This is a genomic window from Bartonella tribocorum, from assembly GCF_002778015.1.
Taxonomy (GTDB): domain Bacteria; phylum Pseudomonadota; class Alphaproteobacteria; order Rhizobiales; family Rhizobiaceae; genus Bartonella; species Bartonella tribocorum_B.
In genome coordinates, this window is sequence record NZ_NJPP01000017.1 from 17,065 (window position 1) to 37,500 (window position 20,436).

Below are 20,436 nucleotides of genomic sequence, written 5' to 3' on the forward strand. Positions count from 1 at the left end.
ATTATTTTTTTAATCAATAAAATTTTATTCTACATGCTTCACAGGCAAAAATTTACCCCATGAATAAGCTTTTCTTTAACATACACTTTGCTGTAATCTTCCGCTTCTTTTTTCATCAATATCATAAGCAAAAGCACACACTCTCTCCACAGCAATAATGCCACTTTCTATACACGATTCATCAAAGTTGATCGATAAAATGCAAAGCAGAAAAACAATCTCTGACGTCTCTACCCCAAAAACCCTATGGTATAAAAACAGCGTATAACACAAAAATAGCTTGGAGAGCCTATCAAGATAAACCATTATTGTAAAGAGTTTAGGTCTACCAAATCATAGAGTATAATGGCTCTTCTGCAAAACACCCAAAAATCCAATATATTTTGCTCATTGCATAAAATTTTTTATTTAAGACAAAAAATCAAAAAACTGTATAACTTATTGAAAAATAAGATATAATTAGAAATTATATATAATTGATTCATAGGCGCTATGAATGTGTAGAAGAGAAATAACACATATTCCATGACTGATCCCTCTTACAGTTGAAGGACAAACATAGACTGAAGATCAGTTTATGACGTGCAAAAATTAAAGACTTGAGAGCCATAAGCAAAAAGAAAGGGATCAAGCAAACAATAGAAATGATTACCTGTCTTTCAGAATGGTCTTATGATAGGGTTAACAAACTTGATCAGCGTGACTTTTCAAAGATCAAAGATATTTTGGATTCCTCAGTAAAAGAAGTGCTCGACAAAATAATCAGCATCATTAACAACATCAAAATGGCTTGGAAAAATCCATTCACAAGCTATATCGAAAGTTTGACCCACGAAATCTAAAGAGCATACAAATACACATAGAAAGAATAATGAATGTCTGTATTTTCAGCAACATTATATTAGAGAAAGACAAAAACAGTTTTTATAAAGATATATTTGAAACAAAGGATATAAAAAACGCAAAAGAAGAAATCTTTAGCGACGATACACCAATAATGGTAAATCCATTGAGCGCCACCATCTTTACGCTTATGAAGAAACAAACCGGCACTATCACACACTTTGCCAGCCCGTGGGTTGCGATAAGCCCTTGGCATTTGAGAGCGTTCATAGAGAGCCATTTTTACCTTGCCTATACAGTTTTATCCACACACTCATCCCACTGGTTATATGCAAATGAGCGGTTTTGGTTGATTCAAGATAAGCAGGTTTGAAGTAAAAGAATTTTATGTTCTTTAGGACTCTCATTCAAGTTGAATAACGCTATATTATCTTTATAAACCAATATGTTGTTACAGATGCAACAGTATATAATCCTTCTAAGATACCGATTCACATAAACATTATAAATTACACTACCTTGGTACAAAATAGTCCATAAAGATATATGCATATTACATCTCTTCCTAAAACTGAAGACACAGCAAAAAAGCCAATTTTGGATATAATCTTAAAATTTTTAGACATTGCCTCAAAAATTTTGAATCTGCCCTCTTGGTGTTGAGAATTTTTACTTAAAAGATTGAAATAATTTTCGAGCATTCTTTCTAAGTAAAATAACAAGGAGGAAAGCGTAACATCAAACGACTTTCCTCCCTTTTTACTGAATGAGATTTTTAAATTAGAGCTTCATCAATATTTTTCTGATCATCAAAACATACTCTTTGTCACCAAAGCAGTGTATCAAGACGAAAATTATAGCAACCATGATTTTTTAGAAAAAAGCAAACAACATCTACAAAATTTTACTTTTTATCCTCAAACACAAAGAACACTATCAACGACCCAAAAAATCCTCACACAAAAACAATCATAATAAAAAAGTAAGAAGTGTACGCATCTCTATAAGATGCAGGATGATCAATCAATATGCGCCTAAAACATCAATATCCCCCTTGCCGCCGCTGTTCGTATGTTGATCAAAACATTGTCATGAAAACAATCTTTTGTCATGCAAACACTCTTTTCAAATTGTCCAACAGAGCCCTGAGTGAACAAGCATATGACATCATTTTGCGTAACCCGCTCATGATGTTTAAAAAAATACTTAATCTCTTTGTATTTTAGACGCTCAAACAACATTCTCCATGAATATAGCTCTAAACAAAAACATAAAAAGAAAATCAATTTTTTAAGGATAGACACTCTTTAAACTTTGATTAATTCGGTTTTCCTCACCCCTAAGAGACCTCAAGAACAAAAAAACCGCAATCGAACAATTGAGATCTTGCAGCCCACCATGCGCCCCACAGCCTACAGCACAAGCAACAGCTTAAACAGCTTCTCTCAACCCCACGACACGAGATGCCATTAAAAATTATTCTGTCTCATAAGAGATAAACTGATCACACGAACACATCTTGCCTTAAGCGTAAACCAGATCTTTCGAATTGTTTGTTTATCAAAGTTTTTGCTTTCATAACAAATGTTTCTCACAACAAACGTTAAAGCATTTTTTCTTATTCATTTTTAGCGGCTATCCATCTATTTTGGAACATAATTGACAATAAAGCATTGTATCTCCAGCATATTTAAGGAGATAAAAACATGGAAACCCGCATTCCTGAAAACACACCTTTCGATACAAATTTTCTAGGGCATAAATCCCTAGAGACAGAATATCCTTTTTTTCAAACACCCATTTCATGGTCTGCCATTTTTGCCGGACTGCTAACAGCTCTTGCCACCTCAATCTGCCTCTCTTTTCTGGTAGCAGCATTAGGCTTGAGCCAAATGGATTTAACCTCTTCAAGCCCTTTTGAAGGCTTTTTCCTCTCCTTTGGCATTGGTTCTCTTATCGTTATGCTGATAAGCCTTGCTTTGGGAGGTTTTGTCGCTGGACGTTTTGCCGAAACCGCTGGAGCTCTTCATGGTTTCTTAACCTGGGCTCTCATAACACTACTGATGACCCTCCAAGCCATCCATATGGTTTCAAGCACAGCAAAAATAGGGGCTAAAACCGCCCTAGAAAATAGCTCCATGATCGAAAAGACCATAGACAATTTCAAAACAAATATTTCCCCCTTATTGACAAAATTAAAAAGCGAAGATTTTGCAAATTTTTTGACAAAAAACAGCGACAATGGCATCAATTTTGACCAACTTGGCAGTGAGTTGCGCACTCTTCTTCATAAAAGCAACATTCCTGCCCTCAATCCTAAGCGCTTAAAAACATCCTATCAGGCTGCTCTCAACGATATTGGTTCTGCGATAATCGCTTTTAAAAATGATCCTTCTCACTACCGCACCACATTGAAAAATCTTGGTGAACGCCTTTCTGATCGTGTAGAAGATTTCACAGCAAAATTTAATCGAAGCGATATCATCAATGCGCTCGTAAAAGATGGCATGAGCCGTACGGATGCACAAACAGCAGCCAACCATGCTGTTCAACTCTATCAAAGCGCAGAGGAAAAAACGCAAAAAGCAATAAAAGCACTTGAAGAACGGGCTGAAAGCCTTTCTGATAATCTTGAAGATGCCATCAAGGGCGCAAAAAATACAGCCACAAAAGTCACGAATACAGCCTCCAACATGGGATGGTGGGGCTTTTTAGGAAGCTTAATAGGTGCTATAATTTCCAGTGTTTGTGGTTATTATGGCTACAAAAGCCGTAAGGATTCTTTTAAGTTTTAAAACTTTGACCTTTAAAGCAAACCGAGAAAAAGCTGTACAGAATGTGCAGCTTTTTTTACACTTACTTGAAAAGATTTTTTGTATAACATGGCAGCTAATACACTCTCTTGCGATACCAAACACAAGTCTTTCGAAGTTCAAACATGAAAGCAGAACACTTGAAATGAACGATAATATGCTCATTTCCCCTAAAAATCAAAAAATTTCGAAGAGAACAACCTATCTTTTTAAGAAAAATCTATAGTACTTTTTTATAAGGCAATGTGTACCCTTTCAAAAGAAATAGCAGAAAAATCATACATCTCTTTGTGATAAAAAAAAAGCTGATATCATACATCAATCATATTGCTAAAAAATTTCTCAAAACAACAATGATATAACCTCAAAAAATAAGAAATATTTTAAATAAACATAGCATTTGACAAGAAAATAAATCCATGCTACGTGTTAGAATGTGGTGGTTTTTCATTTAAATTATCATGTATTTTTATCAATTAGTAAGGGGAGGAATATATGAATATTTCACTTAATGAAGTAAAAGATGTTATTGAGTTAGCTTCTGAAGAGATTGAGCCAGTAAGGGGAGGGAGTAAATACGCTCAGCGCAGCGATGTTCAAGTGTATCAAGATGAACTTGATATGAATGGTTCGCTGGAAGTTTAAGAATGTATTGTTAATACAGATCTGCTTATCCATCAAACTTTAGAAAATTAAGCATATTTAATGACATGTTTGAATTATTTTCAGAGGGCTTTGCTCAAAAAGTTTGGGCCAAGCAAGCGGCTGAATTGTCAATTTCACACATCCCTTTCAGTGAAAGGGATGTGTTGGATGCTCTAAGGCAATACGCTCTACATCCTCGTAAACTCTTAGCTCTTAATCCTAAATCCGAAGTCATAACAGTGGTTAATGGCGTGCGAAGCCCGCATCCTCTTCCAAACTTTCTTGTTTTAGACACGGATAGGACTATAGAAGAATATACTGCCCGCGTTGATCAATATGCCGAAGGGCAAGAATGGGCGGTCATGTATTATGGGTTATACGCTGCGACCCCTGCACTGTGGGATGCAGCAAAACAGTTTGCAGATCAATTAGCTCATTCTTTAGGTTTTAGACCCGGTGGACGCGTGGATATTGACTGCTTCATAGGCCGATATGCTTCTACCTATGTTGGGGTCCATGTGGATCACGCCCATAATTTTGGTTTTACGCTACAGGATGGCAAAACAATGTTTGCTTGGCCTAGCACACGAAGAGACCTCCAAGGGCTAAAATATCCTGAATATGAGCAACATAAAACAACAGCAATTGCGCTGCAAAATCTGACAGACCGAGTTGCCTATTTTCCCCATGATGCCTTCCATGTTGCCGAAACGGGAGAAAAGATTGCTGTAAATATCAATGTCGCTTTTTGGGAAACAGCACACGATGCACAACACCATAGAGATTATGTCACGCATTTACTCCATCTTGATAATCGAACGCGACATGATATCCGCACATCAGGAAGAGCAAATTTAACCCCTGATAATGCTTTTCAGCACTCCGCACTAAACTCTGCCATCGCACATGGTACCTTAAAACGCCATATGCTTGTTTCTCAATTAATTTGCGATACAAGTTCACGTTTATGTGTCGGTCGTCCCCTTATTGACGTCTCCGAAATTGAAAGTGAAATCACTCTTCACCCACTCGCGACCCTCCAATGGGTACCATTACTAGAAACAAAAGAACTCCTCATCGCGGCAAATGGGCATTGTGCCAGTTTCGAGTATAGCTCTCATTTAGAGAGCTTCCTTTCCCAACTTTCATCCGGAAAAAAATTAGATTTAGCAAAATTAAATGATAAATCCTACAGATATGCGCAGGAGGAAATTTTAAAAGCCGTAAAAGCTTTAGCATCTTGGGGGGCATTGTGACAAAGAAAAAATCCATAATTTTCGCCCAAATAGGACTTTTTCTTGTTTTGGGCTTAAGCAGCTTTGCCGATGAAACGACTCAAATCACTTTTGCTTTACACTTAGCAGAAAGTACAGCCTCCATTTCAATGCTGCTTTTTGCAGGGCTTATAGGAGGAATTTGCGCAGGTCCCATTGCCCCGCGTCTTTTGCATCACTTCCAGCCAGCGCACACAGTGACTGTTGTTTTATTGTTTGAAGCACTTTTCATAGCCGTTGCTGCAATCGCCAACCAGTTTTGGTTTTATATTGCTCTTTCTTTCGCACTGGGGTGTGCAGGTTCACTCTTTTGGTCTGCTATCCTTGTTGCCGTGCCCGACTTCGCAAAAAATGATCAGCAATTAGACCGTATCAACCGCATTATCCAAACAGTCCGTAATCTTGGCTATATTGCTGGACCACTGTTAGGAGGCATGTTGTATGGTTTATCAAACGGGCAAAAAGGGCTCTTTGCACTATCCATCATGGTTCTCTGTGCCGCCTTAATCACCACATGCTGTTTTAAAAGTTTAAAAATGCATGTGCCAACAACAAGCACAACACAGCCAACCAAAAAGGGACTAGACTTAAAAGGGCTCTTGGGTAAAAAAAAGGTTGTCTCTGCTCTTTCCCCCCTCATCATTACCATCATCCTCACCTCCACCCTCAATGTGTTGTCGATTGTCCGCATCCGCACCGAGCTATCCTTCAGTGCACAAACTTATGGAATGATCAGCAGCATGATCAGTCTTGGCCTTGTGGTTGGTCCACTCTGTTTCTCTAGCCTTTTCCACCGCCTTGGCAATGCCGCTGGAGCATCACTGGCTGCCGCAACCATTGGTTTGGCCATTTTCTGTTTTTCCTTAACACCGCTTATATGGCTCATGATGCTGTCATTTTTTATCCTTGGGAGTGCCAACGGTGTACAAAATGCACTCATGGCAAGTTTTATGATGAAAGCGATCCCAAAAGAACAACGAAACAGTCAAATGCCCGCTTATATTTTCATCCTACAAACAGCCGTGTGCATTGGTTTTATCAGTGCAGGTTTTATAAAAGTGCATCACACCCAATACACACTCCTTATCATCAGCATCATTACCATGATCACCGGCATATTAGGCTGTATCGTCAACAGTGCTCTGCAAAAAAAGGAATGGGAGAATGCTTAACAAACTTTACCATCTTGTCTCCTAAAAAACATGCCCCAAAATGGCATGACGATCACCATCCGATCAAATCATGCAACTTCATACCAACCAACGTGATTTTGATAAACCACTCTCATATGACGGAACGAACAACCCCAGCGAGCATCCATTGCCAAAACTTGATATTTTAAAGAAAAAACCGATAACATCATGCAACAAGATCCTATAGGCTTAAATTTTTACCATGGAACAGGCGGTTATGTATGGCAATTAGCAGAAACCCTGCAACATGACTTGAATGAAAACATCCACACCCTTGCCTTACAAAAACCCACACCACCCATAGCAATCAATTCTTTTGCCGTTTACCCACGCAAATTAGACTCCCTAGCACACGTTCAATGGGAAAAAGATGTACAGATAATAAAAAATAAACCGGCACTCATTGGCAAACGTCAAATACAACCGATCACCGTTGTTTCCACAAAAAGCTCTGCCTTTGGTGGATTTGATTTTCTAACATTTACAGCGCTTCATGAGGGCTGTTCTGTCCAATCCTTGAAAGAAATCAAACTCAATGGTTGCCTTTTTGACGCAGACAATCTTTTGATATCACTGCTACGACACGGTCTCATTCAAACAGATCAACAAGCCTTTTCAAAAGATCATGCAACAGCGCTTTTACGAGAACCAACATGTCGTATTGTCAATTCTCCTCTCGGGTCCCTTGCCATTAATCAACTTAATGGACGCACAATCCGGCTGAATGAAAAAACCAAACCTCTCTTGCAAAAAGCCACAACAGAAATACATCTTCAACACCCCATAGAACAAACAACAATATTTTTTATCAAAGCGGGAATGCTACGCTTGGTAAAATGATAAGGATCAAAAGATGCCTCTGATAAGACCTGGTATGGGAACAGAAAACAGTATTGAGCTTATTTACACACTCATTCAAATGGCAAGACCACGCACAGTCCTTGAAATCGGTGCGGGGGATAGCACGCGCTTGATTGCGACAGCACTGCAAAAAGCAAAACAAGCATGGGAAGAGGATAAAAAACTTTTAGAATCCTCTCCTTGGGAAGAACGTACAGCTTTGCTTGACCCCTCTGGTGTTCTTGAGAATTATCAACCACGCTTGATCACCATTGATGATTTTTCAGCGGAAGGTCAGTCGGCCGAAGAAGCATGGCAAAAACTGCTCCAAGACGAGCGTATTGAAAAAGACACTGTAACATTTATGAATGAGAATTTTTTCTCTCTCGATGATGCAACTCTCAAATCTTGGGGACCAATAGATTTTGCTTGGATTGATGCTGGAACACCCGCAGATGATGTGCGATTTGTTACCACACTTTGGGAACATATCAGTGCTGGTGGTTATCTCTGTTTGCATGAACCAACCATGACAACAACCGTTGCTCTTAATGGCGCTCAACGGGTTAGACGCATCAGAACCCCTTTGTGGGAAGAAATTCTCTACCGCCTTGATGGCTCCTATGAAGCTTTAACCCTCCCCGAAAACCACAAATATCGCCAAAGTGGTCTGGGTATTATTCGCAAACGCACCCCTACTGAGCAAATTGTACGCACACAATCACTCCAAGCAGAACTCATCGAGATCAATGAACTGCCCCTTCGCAACGATCTTTTGCCTATGGGACAAGAAACTCTACACAAACGCTATACCCGTAATTCACTGATTTCTGCCATGACTTCACCAACACTGCGCACTGTTTACGCTGCTATTATCCTTGGTGCAAAAAATCTTTCTGATATCCTAAAAACTGTCGATTGTGATGCCAAAACTATTCACAAATCGATCAATCGTCTTTTGAATCTTGGTCTTATTCAAAATACAACTGCAGGATTTCAAACGGAAGAGACACCGTGGAAAATGCTCGAAAGTAAAAATGAGCAGGAGAGAGAAAATTTAAGCGACCGCCATTTAGAAACAGAAGAAATGCTGACAAAAATTGCAGAAGCCTTTCAAAGGGAAAAAATCTATAGCGAAACGGAAGTTTCCAAGATATGCAACCTCTTTACGGTCGATTTTGCCAGATCACGACGCACCCTCGTTGAGAGAGGATTTTTACAACGCCATGGGGGAAAATATCAGCGCATACGCTAAATGAAGATTAATTAATGCAATCGTCTTTCTTCTATACTTCAAGCAAATGCATAATCTTCCACTCAAAAAATATAATTTCATGAAAAACTTATAAAATTATTCATTTCATTCACATGTTGACAATCTATGAAGATGAGAGCACCCTCTACCTTAAGAAATGCAATGGGAAAAAACAAAAACGCGGGGTATTAATTAGCTATCGAAGAGAATTAGGAACGATCAAAATCATCAGAAGCAGATATGAGATTAAGGTCTCAATGCTTTTCCCGATTATAGCGCACACATCAAGGTACATTATATCGGTATATCACGTCAAGCAACCGCTACTCAATCATGGAGAATTCATGAGTAATATCCTTGCCTATCCTATTACCCCAAACCTACAGTTGGTATACGTATCAAACGTAGAGTATTCTACCGCTTTTTACAAATTTATCTTCAAGAAAGAGCCTACATTCACCTCACCACGCTATGTTGCATTTGCTGCTGCAGATGATGCACTCTTTGCTCTCTGGTCTGGAGGCGATACGCCTGAAGAAAATGTGCCTCGTTTTTCAGAAATCGGCATTATGTTGCCTCATGGAGAGGATGTAGATAAGCTATATGCGGAATGGCAAGAGCAAACCACCGTTGAGATAAATGTCTTGAAGGAACCGTATACTGACGTATTTGGACGTACCTTCCTCATCAAAGATCCCGACGGTCATATTATTCGTGTTTGTCCACTGGATTAAAAAGCCTTAAATTTGATTTTTAATCGACTGAATGATAATAATTGTCTGTTGCCAAAAACCTATAAGCTATGCACACTAAAGTCTGACTTACGACGAGTGATTTGTCCGTTTTGGGTTGTTCCATTCCTTTCAGACCCACAACCTACCTGTTGCCACAGGCGGTCTAACGGGCTTGGGAATCCGTCAGCGTTATTACATGATCCGTGAATCATGACCTGAAAAAGCTTGCGGTATAGGAGCCAAGACGAGAAGCCGGCACGATGATGTCGTGGTTGAACCATCTAGCTATATTAAACATTCCCACTGCCCCCGTTCACGACTTTCAGTACACGTTACAATCCCCGCGCTCGTAATCCTACCCTGCGCCTTCTCGATGTTGCAATGCTTGGTTCTCAATGAAATCTTCTCCAATTTTCAACTCTAAATGAATGAAGCCAAATGAAGTACGCGCCTAGCATCACTCGTACCGCCCTTTGATTAAGGAAAGCTGGAAATCAGACCACTGTGTTTGTGAAAACCTTCACGCGCACGCGCGCACGAGAGAAAAAACTATGCAACCGGCTTGTCAAAGGAACAAAATCTATAGCAAAATAGAAGTTTCCAAGATATGCAACCTCTTTACGATAGATTTTTGCTAGATTACGGCACACCCCCGTTGATAAAGGATTTTTACAACGCCATGGGGATCAACGCATGCTCTCAAAAGAGAATTAAACGATAGTTCGTGAACGTAATCGTTTTTCTTCTATACTTCAAGCAAATGCATAATCTTCCACTCAAAAAATATAATTTCATGAAAAACTTATAAAATTATTCATTTCATTTACATGTTGACAATCTATGAAGATGAGAGCACCCTCTACCTTAAGAAATGCAATGGGAAAAAACAAAAACGCGGGGTATTAATTAGCTATCGAAGAGAATTAGGAACAGCCAAAATCATCATAAGAGGATATAATCAAAAGCCTCAATACTCTTTCTGGTTGTTGTACAAACTTCAAAATGCAATGTTGTTGCTCAATCAGAAAAAACTTTTGATTGTATGGCACCTTCCTATATGGAACGACAACATCATCCAGCGTTAAGGGGTGCCGTAAAGCCTTCCGTAGAGAAGTTTGGTGTGCAATATGCAACCCGTGCAAACGCGTGCGAAATATATTATTTGATGCGTTTGCGTTAAAAATGAAACACCATTTTTCTCGCTTCCTCTTCTGTCATATTTCATATCCATCAGAAAAGTGAGTTTTTATAAAACTCCACCAGCCTTAAGAGAATAACAACACTGGGAAATGCTGCACATGGCAACAAAAAGACGATTCTGACAAAAGAAACTTTTATAACCACCTATGGCAAGGAAAAATTCTATCTTAAAATGATTACTCTTTCTAAAAACATCGTAGAAAAAACAATATTCTTGCAGTGGATTGGCTGATAAATCAGGAAAGATACGATTTCAACGAAATGTGTACAGCAAAAACAGGGCTCATAAAACTCTCTCAAAAGATAAAACAAAATATATTTGATCATTTAACGACACTTCTATGGAAATTTCATGGGCAAAAATAAAATAACTTTTTTCATCTATAGCGCCGTTTTTCTTTCTGAATTTTCCTTTTTCTTTGTACTCCCTCTCCTTGGAAACTCTTCTCTCATCACTGCTGCAAATGTTGCGTTCTATCTTTCTGGATCAGTAATCCTTGAAAGCATTCTCATGGTAACCACAACGGGTTTATTAGAGAGACTTTCACGTAAACTTTTAATGGCTACCGCCTTTATTTTAAGGAGTATTGCTTTTCTGTGCGTTATCCTATCGCTTACACTTTCTGCATGGCTGGTCTTTTTTACTTTAACGGCTTTTTCGAAAGCAATTTCAAAACCATTTTTGAGAGAAATATTATCAGAACATCTCAATGGAAGTACTCTTAAACGCGCATTAACGCTTTATTCTTTTTTTCAAAACGCTGCTGTTGTTATCGCCCCTCTCGTTGCAATGAGTGCGATAAAATACAATGTATCAGCTTTTTTAATGGCTTTTTTTGCCATCATTAGTTTGTATCTTTGTATTCTATCCATTCAAATTGTTTATCACTACCCTCACAAAAACGCATCCGTTGAAAAGAACAAAGAAACCTTTTCTTTCTTCTTTAAAAACAATAATTCATAATCGTTCTATTGCTTATTTGCTGGTCACGGCTTTGCTTTGTGCATTCCTTATGGGAGTTTTTATCACAACCACAACACTTCTCAATAAATTTGACAGCAATCTCGCCCCTTATAGTGGAATTTTCTTTTCAATTGTTGGCATCAGTCTTTGTATCTGGCAAGGAATAATCAATAAACATCTTAGCCTTTCTGATAAATCAACTTTCTACCTATTAGGACTTATGGGAAGTTTCTCCTCATTTTTTCTCATGGGAGGCGTCTTTACCGCTATCACAGCGTTAATTGCCTACAGTGTCTATGAATCTATCATGATTCCAGAGATATACTATCAAGCAGGGAAAACAACCGCCTCCCTCACAGCCAGTGTTCTTTTTAGTTATATCCTTGTTGTTTCAAATATTGGCCAAGCGTTAGGCTCATGGACAAGTGGATGGATCATCAGCTATTTCAACCAGCATATCGCTTTCATTTTTTGTCTGATTGTTGGTATCTCTGCTTTCGCCTCTTGCCTTTGCCTCAGAAAAACGAAAAAGTAAGGAGTTCCAATGTCATATATCATTTTTGCAACCGGTGGCACAACAAGAGTGCCCACAACACTTCGCCATAAATGGCTTAATTATGCGTTTGTAACACACACTGCCGCAAAGAACCTCAAAACTGTCTTCAAGAATTGTTCTGTAAAATCTGTTGCCAATTGCCTCACAGCCGGAGTATTATGGGGTGAATTTTTATTTGCCCATGAAATTTGTCGCCTTCTCAAAGTTACATTGCCTCTGAATGCTTTGGCAAAGAATGGACACCAAAAAACACAGAGGTCACATATTTCTCACTGCTAAAACAACAAGAACATTTAAGCACATGCGCTTAAAAAGATACAGTGCATGCCCCCTATCCCCTCCCATCTTACATACAGAAATAAGAAATTCTCAACTTGGAAAAACCTGTATAAAGATTTTATTTACCACTGGTATAGCTGCAAAAACAGCGCTATGAAAGACACCCTCTAAAACAAATACAATGAATATTGTAGTGGAAAAATGAAATGTTACGTAAAATTCTCCGTTTCAAGGCAAGCGTCCACCTTGTTCTCATCACCACTCTTTTAAGCAATGTTGGAGTCTTTATGGTCGCTCCTTTCTTGGCGATCTACTTAAGCAAATTGAATTCTCTCAGTGCAATAGAAGTAGGTACCATCATGGGAACAGCTTTTTGGTGCCAAAAAGCAAGCTGCCTTTTAGGGGGAATACTTTCCGATTATGTGCATATCAAAAAAACCATGCTTTTGGGTTTAGCGATGCGGATACCAGGTTATTTTATCATCGGTTTCACGCATAACTTTTATATCCTGCTCTTCTCCTGCATCGTTATTGGACTAGGAAGCAGTATGTATTTTCCTGCTGCAAAATCTTTTTTAGTAAAAAATGTCTCTCAAGCTGACAAAGTTAATATTTTAGCCACCAGATCCATTTTTGCCAACATAGGAATAGCCATTGGCCCATTACTTGGAATGCTCATTTTAAAAATTCATCCTCATCTATTATTTAGCATCACTGGCTTCATCTTTTTTCTATTATTTCTTCTCAACTGCACATTAAAAGAAAGCCCTGGTACCAGTACCAGCACACTGAGTCAAATAGATTTTTCTGATTTTCGAAAACTACTAACCCACAAGACGATGCTTCGTGTAGCACTTTTTACGTTTTTATTTACCTTTCTTTATATACAACTCAAAATCACGATCCCTCTGTTTGGTGACCAAAATTTTGGGAGAAGTGCCCCCTCGTACATTTTTCTTCTCAATGCTCTTATTGTCATCTTTTTCCAAATACCTCTCTCAAGATGGTCCTGTAGGAAAAACGCCAAAACGCCTATAGTATTATCTTTTATATTTTTTGGGCTCTCATTCTTTATTCTCCACACTCTTGACCATTCTTACCCGTACCTCTTTTTAGCAGTCATTATTTTTACTTTTTCCGAAATTATTCTGCGTATACGCCTCGATTATGATGCGATAAATATAGATGAACGCCTCATCGCTAGTGCATTTGGCATCATGAGTTTGTCGAGTGCTTTTGGAGGAATGGCAGGAAGTTACTTCGGCTCTCTCTTATACAACAAAGCTATTTGGGGTTTATCCGCTTGGCAAATCTTAAGCATTATATCTCTCAGTGCTGCTCTTCTCTCTCTAATGCTCTTCATGAAAAAAGCAAAAAGTAAATTCAAACAATCTCACGCCTAATCCTCTCATTATGTTGGAAAACTTCATAAGCTTTTCAGAATGGATTGCACCAATTGCGATAATCTTTAGTCTTTGCATTTATTCACTACTTGAGATCAAATAATTGCTTCGAGACACATCCATTATTTTGCCCATTATACAACCTCATAAAAACAAATGACTGTATTTTATACCCGTTGCACCTAAAACCTACAAAAACAGGTTCAGATATGGAATGGTAAGGCTTTTTAAGCGGCCTGATAGGCACCATAATTCCTAGTGTATGGTTACAGAAGCCGCAGAGATTTTTTCATACTTAAAAAGTAGATTTTTTACACTTTAAAAACTTGTGCCTCTAAAGCAAAACAAACCGATAAAAGCTGCACCATCTGTGCAGCTTTTTTGCGACATCTTCTTGATTTTTTCATTCCTTCAACGCAGTAAAAATCTCTCACAAGCCAATTTTAAGCTTTTATAAAAGTAAAAAAAAACACAAAGCATCCAGCACAACCTTAACTGAAAAATCTCTACTCTTGTCAGTTTTAGAATAAGACAGCTACAGATATTATTTTTATAAGCTCCACAATCCACGATATCATATGATGATAGCCCCATTTATTCTAATAATTATTGAGAGCTTCCTCTCCTAATATAGTCCAAAGTTCTAAATATCACATATCCCTGTCAAAAACTAAAAGACTACCACTAAAAGACTTTTGCTCTCAATAAATATTTTTTCACACGACCACCTGTTTACCGGCACTTCAATTTGATACGTGTCTAACTTTTCTTAACCTTCCTGCACTAGATAAAAATCAAATCCAAGCTGTTAAGTTTGGAAACAGGCCCATATTAATAGTTAAAGTGGTACCAATCTTCATGTGTATCTCATGGTAACTTAACAAATCAACGATCCTTATGATCTTTACAAAGCAATTTATTTATTTTATAAGATTATGTAGTGAAGTGATTAGTTATTTATTTTTTATTAAATAAATGAGGATTTTGCGATCATTCATTGTGATGTAATGCGGGGATAGGGGGAATATGAGTTTACAAAGAATAGATATCAATGATCGTTTTTCATTTTCTATAAGGGGACAATCGGAAAACTGCTCTCGTTTAATCGCGATGAAGCAGCATATTATGATTGGTATAAGCCCGTTTAATTCAAGATTTTCAGAAAGATATATCACTGAACTCATATATTGGGGTGCAAAAAAATTCAATAGCATTGACATATTGCTTCCGGATATAGAATCTGCGATGCTTCTTGTATTAGCATCTGGAGCCTCTAAAGCTAAAGCAGAGAGAAAAACAAAAAAAGAACTCAATCGTATAAGACGCATATTATACAATATTCAGAGTTTTAATAACTTAGAAAAATTATTTCGCATTCTTGATTTCTCTCAATATAAGCAAAATGAAAATTACAAAACACTAAAATCAAAAGCTATAAATTTGTACAAGAAAAATCAGGATTTTAGTTCGTTATGCACGAAAATGTCAATTCAAGCGGTTGGACATCGAGCAAAAAGCGTGGGATTATCAACCGAAGAAATAGCTGGTTTTGAAACAACAGATATTTCTATTGAATATATATTCGATGAAATACCATTCTACGTAAATACCCCGTCTTTACTCAATATAGAAAGCTCAGTTTTGGCCTACCATCGTGAATGGCCAGTAGGAGAATTGTTGCTCAGCGGCAAAACACCTCTATATGTTGATAAACAACAAGGCCACGGAATTGTTTCAATATGCGCGCAAACAGATAACAAAAAAACTCGTTTATGATTAAAAATTCAAGGGGAAAAGGAAATGGTACGCCACATTATTCAATTCAACGTTATGGATAAAAATTTTCAAAAAAATCCGTACGATACATACAAAACTGTACATTCTTCTAACTCTGTTCTTTGGGATGAAAATCTTAAGGCTTATTTTTTTGGCCGATATGAAGATGTCAACTCAATTTTGAGGGACGCTCGCTTTACCACAGCGCCCTTAGCCATTCGAGCCGAGCCTGTAATGGGGGATCGCGTATTGGCACAAATGGAAGGAGACGAACACCATAGCAAACGGCACGCTGTACTTTCAAAACTCACTGGGAAAATGTTCCGCACGCGCTATGCTCCCCTTATTGAAAAAACAATAGACCGACTTCTCATGCCCTATCTTGCAAAGGGGCGAATAGATATTATGAATGAATTTGGAAAAGATTATAGCGTGCTTGTTACATTAATGGTCTTAGGACTACCGATAGATCGCTACAAAGATATATCAATGTGGCACAAAGGAGTCGCATCTTTTGTCACCAGCCTAAACCAATCCAATGAAGAAAAAGAATTCAGCTTATCATGTAGCAAAAATATCATTTCTTATCTCACACCGCTGATAGAAGAATGGGATAAAAATTCATCAGAAGACTTAATCTCTGTTTTATGCCAGAAAACAGATGATGGCAAAAGTATGACAACTTCTGAAATAGTTGCTCTCGTCCTTAACATGTTATTGGCTGCCATAGAACCTGCAGATAAAACTTTAGCTTATCTTTTTTATCATTTACTCACAAACCCGAATGAATTAGAAAAAATCCAAACCGATAGAACAGCTCTTGGCGACGCTATAACAGAAACATTACGCCTCACTTCCCCTGTTCAACTTATACCTCGCCAGACCAATCAAGCAATGGAGTTTGCAGGGATCTCGTTGCCAGCAAATTCTCTCATTTTTTGCATTATTGGAGCAGCAAACCGCGATCCTGATGTCTTTATGGAACCCAATAATTTTATCCCAGAACGCAAACGGATCCATAAAACCAGTCCAGATCTTATAAAGACCGCAAACCATTTGGCCTTTGGAGCAGGTATGCACATTTGTGTAGGTTCTGCTTTTGCTCTCATGCAAATAGAGCTAACGGCAAATAGACTCCTCGATAAACTCAACGAGATTAGTCTAACCGATGGCTTTCTTTTGGAAAAAGAAGGATTGTATACAAGAGGACCATCAGCACTCCCAATCACATTCATCCCGATATCACAGTCCTCACAAACAGCTATTCATTCTCAAAACCTATGATTTATAGGGCAGAACAAATATTTTGAAAAATATCAGTAGGGGGCATAAGAATGCAAAAGAGAGATTCCTATAGCAAATCAGAAAAGTATGTCATCTATACCGTCATTATTTCCAGTATACTTCCCTTGCTCGATGGAAGCATTGTTAATGTCATACTTCCTAACCTTACACATTATTTTTCAACGGGAGAAAATAATATACAATGGATTGTAACCTCCTATTTTCTCGCCACTGTTCCTGGGCTTTTAATAGCAGCCTTTGTGCAAGGAAGGATAGGCATCAAAAAGACATGGCTCCTTGCAAATTTCATTTTTATGCTTGGCTCAAAACCAACGAAACAGCAAAAACAAAATTTAACTTATTGGCATTTTTAGCCTTTTCCCTATCCCTTATTTCATTTTTTTACCTCACAGAAGCCAGGAACATCAATAACAGCAACATCCTCTCTATCATAGCACTGATAGCGGTTACCTCTCTCATATTATTCATTGTGTTGAATCAGAAAGCAAAAAACAAATTAATCGTCTTTAGCGGATTTACAAATGTGCGCTATACATTACTCATGATCATGGGGCTTATTGCTTCTTTCCTCTTTTATAGCTTTCTTGTTTATTTCCCGCTAGCTAACGCCTTGGAAGAACCCCATAAAAAGAGCCTTCTCATCATCGGTGCACTCCTTGCTCTACAAGGGGTGGGAGCATGGATCGGAAGGAAATTTATTTATCAGAAATGGAAAGAAAAATCTCCCTTTTTCATGATAGGAATTGGTTTGCTGATCTCAAGCTTTGGCTTATTATGCTTTGGCTATACGCTAAGCATGGATGGGTTAGGATTCTTACTAAGGGGTGTAGGGCTTGGCATCACCACCATTGTATGCCTTTCCGCCCCCATACAATATGTCAACAGTTTATACGTTAAAGATACAGCAGTGATCACACGCATATTACAGCAAATAGGTGGCGCTTTGGGCTGTGTGTTCGCAGGCTATTTACTCCATCCGCTAACACAAGGATACCTCTCCCTTAACCAAACCTATCTCATATTTTTCCTTTTCTCTCTCACTGCATTTTTACTGTTCTGTCTGGTACTCTCCTTATCGCATAAGGAGAAGAGCGCAAATTGATGAGATGATTTATTTGAACACCATAATATTTGATATTTGCCATGGTTATAAAATCATAGAGCATCCATTATGGTTAGGGAATAGGAATAGCCCCATCCCCCTCATCTTCTATTCTAAGTTCATAGGACTTAAATATTATAAATCCGTAGAGCCTCTTGCCTTTATCAAATATCTTAGTGTTTGTTGCGCTCCATAGCTCTCCTTTTTTCCACAAGACTTTTCAACTGCTCTCCTGCTTCACTTTTGTTCTCTACCCTACTGGTTATGATGGTCAAAAGCTCTGTCAGTTTTTTTGACCAGCAAAGAACTTACAACAGATTGATTTATAAGGATCATTGATTGTTTTGTATACAGCATGAGAGATCCGAATATCGTAAGGTTTTCTCATTCTAAACTCTCTCAGATTGAATTAATTAATATCGCTTTCTTAAATGTCACAAACAGGTGAGCCATGTGGATAAAAATTATTAAAGAAAGACGTAAAAATAGCTCTTAGTGAACGCTCTTAAGCGCCAAAGGCTGTGTCGCAATATCCACGAGCTGGCAAAGTGTGTGATGATACCGTCTTTCTTCTCCATAAGCGTAAAGATGGGGGGCTCCATGGTTTTATCGTTATACCATTCACGCTCACCGTCACAAAATGATCTTGAGTGCCTTCAAAGATGCCTCTCAAAGCCCGTGAATTGGCAACAGGGTGTGGTTCTATTTTACAGCCCCCACATTTAGAAAGTGCATTTGACGCATCTTATCATGATATTTTTATCTGCTTTTAAGCGACAAAAACGCACTCATTACTGGTTGCAAGAGCTTGGTTTGGCAGAGGTTTTCTTGTGTGTTATGTTAAGGTTATACAAAAGCAACTGGACACTCGGGGGGAAATTTTAAAAAAATACACTTCAAGTTTTGTCATGCGGGCTTAGCGGTTAATGCAGCCTCTGCCCTTGCAATGTATCTCTTAGAGTCACGTCACCAAACATCATAAAAAATGCTCTCGTTGCAATGAAAGCGATTGATCCTGACATTTTCCCCTCATAAATTTTTCATCAGGACGCAAACGTATCGGTAACACTGTAGATTTTGTAAAGACCGCAAACATTTGATTTTGGAACAAGACCTAGACGTTTGCTCTGTTTTTCTCTCATGTAGAAAAAATTGAGAGCTTTTATTTTCATGGTGTTTTGAGAAAGAGAGCTGTTGTTATTTTTTAAATTTTGAGAGGAGAGATATGAGATGTTTTTTGATACACGATTTCGTATTCTGTTTGAGCCCCTCTTTTTTGCAAAGCTTTGCAAAATATAAAGAAATAACAAAGAGAGACCATGAATTAGTGCTGCAATAGTGTGTAAAGGATAGTTTTTAGTTTCAAGGTCCCCTTAAGCAACATGATAGGGGATTTATGCAAAGAAGAGAAGGGTTTTTGTATATTTTAGCGTTTCTAGTCAATGCTTAAATTTTCGCCATTTCTAGAATTATTATGGTTTAAGATCAGTTTTGCATGGATATGTGGTGTGTATTTTATTAACAATAACGTATGAAGTTATTGCGATTGATAAAATGTTTTAGTTTGTAGGAAGATAGAGTATTTAGCGTTATGCTGTGTTTGACTTGTTTTCAGCAAAGGACAAGCCATAGAACTCATATTCTGATCAGTAAAGCACTGTCCTCATTTTATGATTAGAAATTGATGTGGGAGTTTTTGATTATAGCAGTTTCGTTTGAGAGTGCCTCCCCTTGTATTTTTTATGTGTGTCTTTTTATGCAGAACACCTTGCCCTTACAGCATTTCTCCCATCAACGATATTGGTTCTGCGACAGAGCTCTTTCATGCAGAAGCTTTTAATAATGCTATTCCTCTCTGCCAAACCTTGCGATGTAGCAAATTGCGCTGTCYTTTTGCATTGATAGAYCCCCACGAACGCCCGCCATATCCGGTGCTTTTTGTGATCATCAACGTAAATCAGCTATCTATAGGCATTTTTGATGGATTTATGTCCTGTAAGGAAGCCTTCATAGCTCGATCGCTCGTTATCTTAGTGCACGCTGCGCTTTTTCTCCTCTACAAGAATGATTGCAAAAGTTAATATTGATGAGCAATAAGACGTGTTGAATGCCTTAGAGAGCATAATTTTCAACACTTTTTGCTTTTTTGAGCCTGAGATTTAGATATATTCCTGCCAAATATATATTTTCTTATTCTATTATGATGTTTAGGTTGATGTATCATGAAAGAGGAATTGAGACATTTTGGATTATA

17 protein-coding genes and 1 pseudogene are annotated in these 20,436 nt (G+C 38.1%); 17 read left to right on the top strand and 1 reads right to left on the bottom strand.

Going from position 1 to position 20,436, the window contains the following annotated elements:
* Positions 1-644: 644 nt before the first annotated feature.
* From CEV08_RS09965 to CEV08_RS05595, 6 genes are all read left to right on the top strand, one after another.
* Positions 645-842: a hypothetical protein gene (locus CEV08_RS09965; protein WP_245407048.1), complete on the top strand. Its 198-nt coding sequence runs from the start codon at positions 645-647 to the stop codon at positions 840-842.
* 29 nt (positions 843-871) lie between these two features.
* Positions 872-1,216, top strand: a complete 345-nt coding sequence (locus tag CEV08_RS09530) for a hypothetical protein (protein WP_180753558.1) — start codon at positions 872-874, stop codon at positions 1,214-1,216.
* A gap of 1,333 nt (positions 1,217-2,549) precedes the next feature.
* Positions 2,550-3,638: a DUF3792 family protein gene (locus CEV08_RS05580; protein WP_100130721.1), complete on the top strand. Its 1,089-nt coding sequence runs from the start codon at positions 2,550-2,552 to the stop codon at positions 3,636-3,638.
* A 513-nt stretch (positions 3,639-4,151) separates the two neighbouring features.
* A complete protein-coding gene (locus CEV08_RS09535) occupies positions 4,152-4,301 on the top strand; it encodes a hypothetical protein (protein WP_180753559.1) in 150 nt (49 codons plus the stop codon).
* A 65-nt stretch (positions 4,302-4,366) separates the two neighbouring features.
* Entirely contained in the window at positions 4,367-5,557 is a 1,191-nt protein-coding gene (locus tag CEV08_RS05590; protein WP_100130723.1) for a hypothetical protein, read from the top strand.
* Positions 5,554-6,747, top strand: coding sequence for an MFS transporter (locus CEV08_RS05595; protein ID WP_100130724.1), 1,194 nt, complete (start codon positions 5,554-5,556; stop codon positions 6,745-6,747). Before CEV08_RS05590 ends, CEV08_RS05595 begins: the two co-directional genes overlap by 4 nt.
* 68 nt (positions 6,748-6,815) lie before the next feature.
* On the opposite strand, the gene CEV08_RS10140 is transcribed toward CEV08_RS05595, so the two are convergent.
* Positions 6,816-6,938 carry a hypothetical protein gene (locus CEV08_RS10140; protein ID WP_280109578.1) on the bottom strand — a complete coding sequence of 41 codons (123 nt, stop codon included), beginning with the start codon at positions 6,936-6,938 and terminating at the stop codon, positions 6,816-6,818.
* Here CEV08_RS10140 and CEV08_RS05600 point away from each other — a divergent pair.
* The 11 genes and pseudogenes from CEV08_RS05600 (at position 6,937) to CEV08_RS10145 (ending at position 18,955) form a co-directional block, all read left to right on the top strand.
* Complete coding sequence (locus CEV08_RS05600) at positions 6,937-7,608, top strand: hypothetical protein (protein WP_100130725.1); 672 nt, start codon at positions 6,937-6,939, stop codon at positions 7,606-7,608. The two genes, CEV08_RS10140 and CEV08_RS05600, sit on opposite strands and share 2 nt — an antisense overlap.
* A 13-nt stretch (positions 7,609-7,621) precedes the next feature.
* Positions 7,622-8,863 (top strand): DUF2087 domain-containing protein, encoded by a 1,242-nt coding sequence (locus CEV08_RS05605; protein WP_100130726.1) that lies wholly within the window; start codon positions 7,622-7,624, stop codon positions 8,861-8,863.
* A gap of 344 nt (positions 8,864-9,207) precedes the next feature.
* On the top strand, positions 9,208-9,597 hold the full coding sequence (locus tag CEV08_RS05610) for a VOC family protein (protein ID WP_100130727.1): 390 nt from the start codon (positions 9,208-9,210) through the stop codon (positions 9,595-9,597).
* Between the two features lie 1,552 nt (positions 9,598-11,149).
* Entirely contained in the window at positions 11,150-11,761 is a 612-nt protein-coding gene (locus tag CEV08_RS09970; RefSeq protein ID WP_245407049.1) for an MFS transporter, read from the top strand.
* Between the two features lie 49 nt (positions 11,762-11,810).
* Complete coding sequence (locus tag CEV08_RS09975; RefSeq protein ID WP_245407050.1) at positions 11,811-12,296, top strand: hypothetical protein; 486 nt, start codon at positions 11,811-11,813, stop codon at positions 12,294-12,296.
* Positions 12,297-12,305: 9 nt separating this feature from the next.
* On the top strand, positions 12,306-12,596 hold the full coding sequence (locus tag CEV08_RS05625) for a hypothetical protein (RefSeq protein ID WP_100130729.1): 291 nt from the start codon (positions 12,306-12,308) through the stop codon (positions 12,594-12,596).
* A gap of 206 nt (positions 12,597-12,802) precedes the next feature.
* Positions 12,803-13,999: an MFS transporter gene (locus tag CEV08_RS05630; protein WP_100130730.1), complete on the top strand. Its 1,197-nt coding sequence runs from the start codon at positions 12,803-12,805 to the stop codon at positions 13,997-13,999.
* A gap of 1,026 nt (positions 14,000-15,025) precedes the next feature.
* Positions 15,026-15,775: a tRNA-dependent cyclodipeptide synthase gene (locus CEV08_RS05635; protein WP_100130731.1), complete on the top strand. Its 750-nt coding sequence runs from the start codon at positions 15,026-15,028 to the stop codon at positions 15,773-15,775.
* A 24-nt stretch (positions 15,776-15,799) separates the two neighbouring features.
* On the top strand, positions 15,800-17,059 hold the full coding sequence (locus CEV08_RS05640) for a cytochrome P450, cyclodipeptide synthase-associated (protein ID WP_100130732.1): 1,260 nt from the start codon (positions 15,800-15,802) through the stop codon (positions 17,057-17,059).
* 50 nt (positions 17,060-17,109) lie between these two features.
* Positions 17,110-18,182 (top strand): annotated as a pseudogene (locus CEV08_RS10200) (MFS transporter).
* Between the two features lie 650 nt (positions 18,183-18,832).
* The gene (locus tag CEV08_RS10145; RefSeq protein ID WP_280951725.1) at positions 18,833-18,955 is read left to right on the top strand and encodes a hypothetical protein; all 123 of its coding nucleotides are present in this window, start codon (positions 18,833-18,835) and stop codon (positions 18,953-18,955) included.
* Positions 18,956-20,436: the final 1,481 nt, after the last annotated feature.

What these genes read in the sequence shown, in the direction of transcription:
- CEV08_RS09965 (WP_245407048.1), top strand. Translation starts at nt 645, where the DNA reads ATGATTACCTGTCTTTCAGAATGGTCTTATGATAGGGTTAACAAACTT.
- CEV08_RS09530 (WP_180753558.1), top strand. Translation starts at nt 872, where the DNA reads ATGAATGTCTGTATTTTCAGCAACATTATATTAGAGAAAGACAAAAAC.
- CEV08_RS05580 (WP_100130721.1), top strand. Translation starts at nt 2,550, where the DNA reads ATGGAAACCCGCATTCCTGAAAACACACCTTTCGATACAAATTTTCTA.
- CEV08_RS09535 (WP_180753559.1), top strand. Translation starts at nt 4,152, where the DNA reads ATGAATATTTCACTTAATGAAGTAAAAGATGTTATTGAGTTAGCTTCT.
- CEV08_RS05590 (WP_100130723.1), top strand. Translation starts at nt 4,367, where the DNA reads ATGTTTGAATTATTTTCAGAGGGCTTTGCTCAAAAAGTTTGGGCCAAG.
- CEV08_RS05600 (WP_100130725.1), top strand. Translation starts at nt 6,937, where the DNA reads ATGCAACAAGATCCTATAGGCTTAAATTTTTACCATGGAACAGGCGGT.
- CEV08_RS10140 (WP_280109578.1), bottom strand. Translation starts at nt 6,938, where the DNA reads ATGATGTTATCGGTTTTTTCTTTAAAATATCAAGTTTTGGCAATGGAT.
- CEV08_RS05605 (WP_100130726.1), top strand. Translation starts at nt 7,622, where the DNA reads ATGCCTCTGATAAGACCTGGTATGGGAACAGAAAACAGTATTGAGCTT.
- CEV08_RS05610 (WP_100130727.1), top strand. Translation starts at nt 9,208, where the DNA reads ATGAGTAATATCCTTGCCTATCCTATTACCCCAAACCTACAGTTGGTA.
- CEV08_RS09970 (WP_245407049.1), top strand. Translation starts at nt 11,150, where the DNA reads ATGGGCAAAAATAAAATAACTTTTTTCATCTATAGCGCCGTTTTTCTT.
- CEV08_RS09975 (WP_245407050.1), top strand. Translation starts at nt 11,811, where the DNA reads ATGGGAGTTTTTATCACAACCACAACACTTCTCAATAAATTTGACAGC.
- CEV08_RS05625 (WP_100130729.1), top strand. Translation starts at nt 12,306, where the DNA reads ATGTCATATATCATTTTTGCAACCGGTGGCACAACAAGAGTGCCCACA.
- CEV08_RS05630 (WP_100130730.1), top strand. Translation starts at nt 12,803, where the DNA reads ATGTTACGTAAAATTCTCCGTTTCAAGGCAAGCGTCCACCTTGTTCTC.
- CEV08_RS05635 (WP_100130731.1), top strand. Translation starts at nt 15,026, where the DNA reads ATGAGTTTACAAAGAATAGATATCAATGATCGTTTTTCATTTTCTATA.
- CEV08_RS05640 (WP_100130732.1), top strand. Translation starts at nt 15,800, where the DNA reads ATGGTACGCCACATTATTCAATTCAACGTTATGGATAAAAATTTTCAA.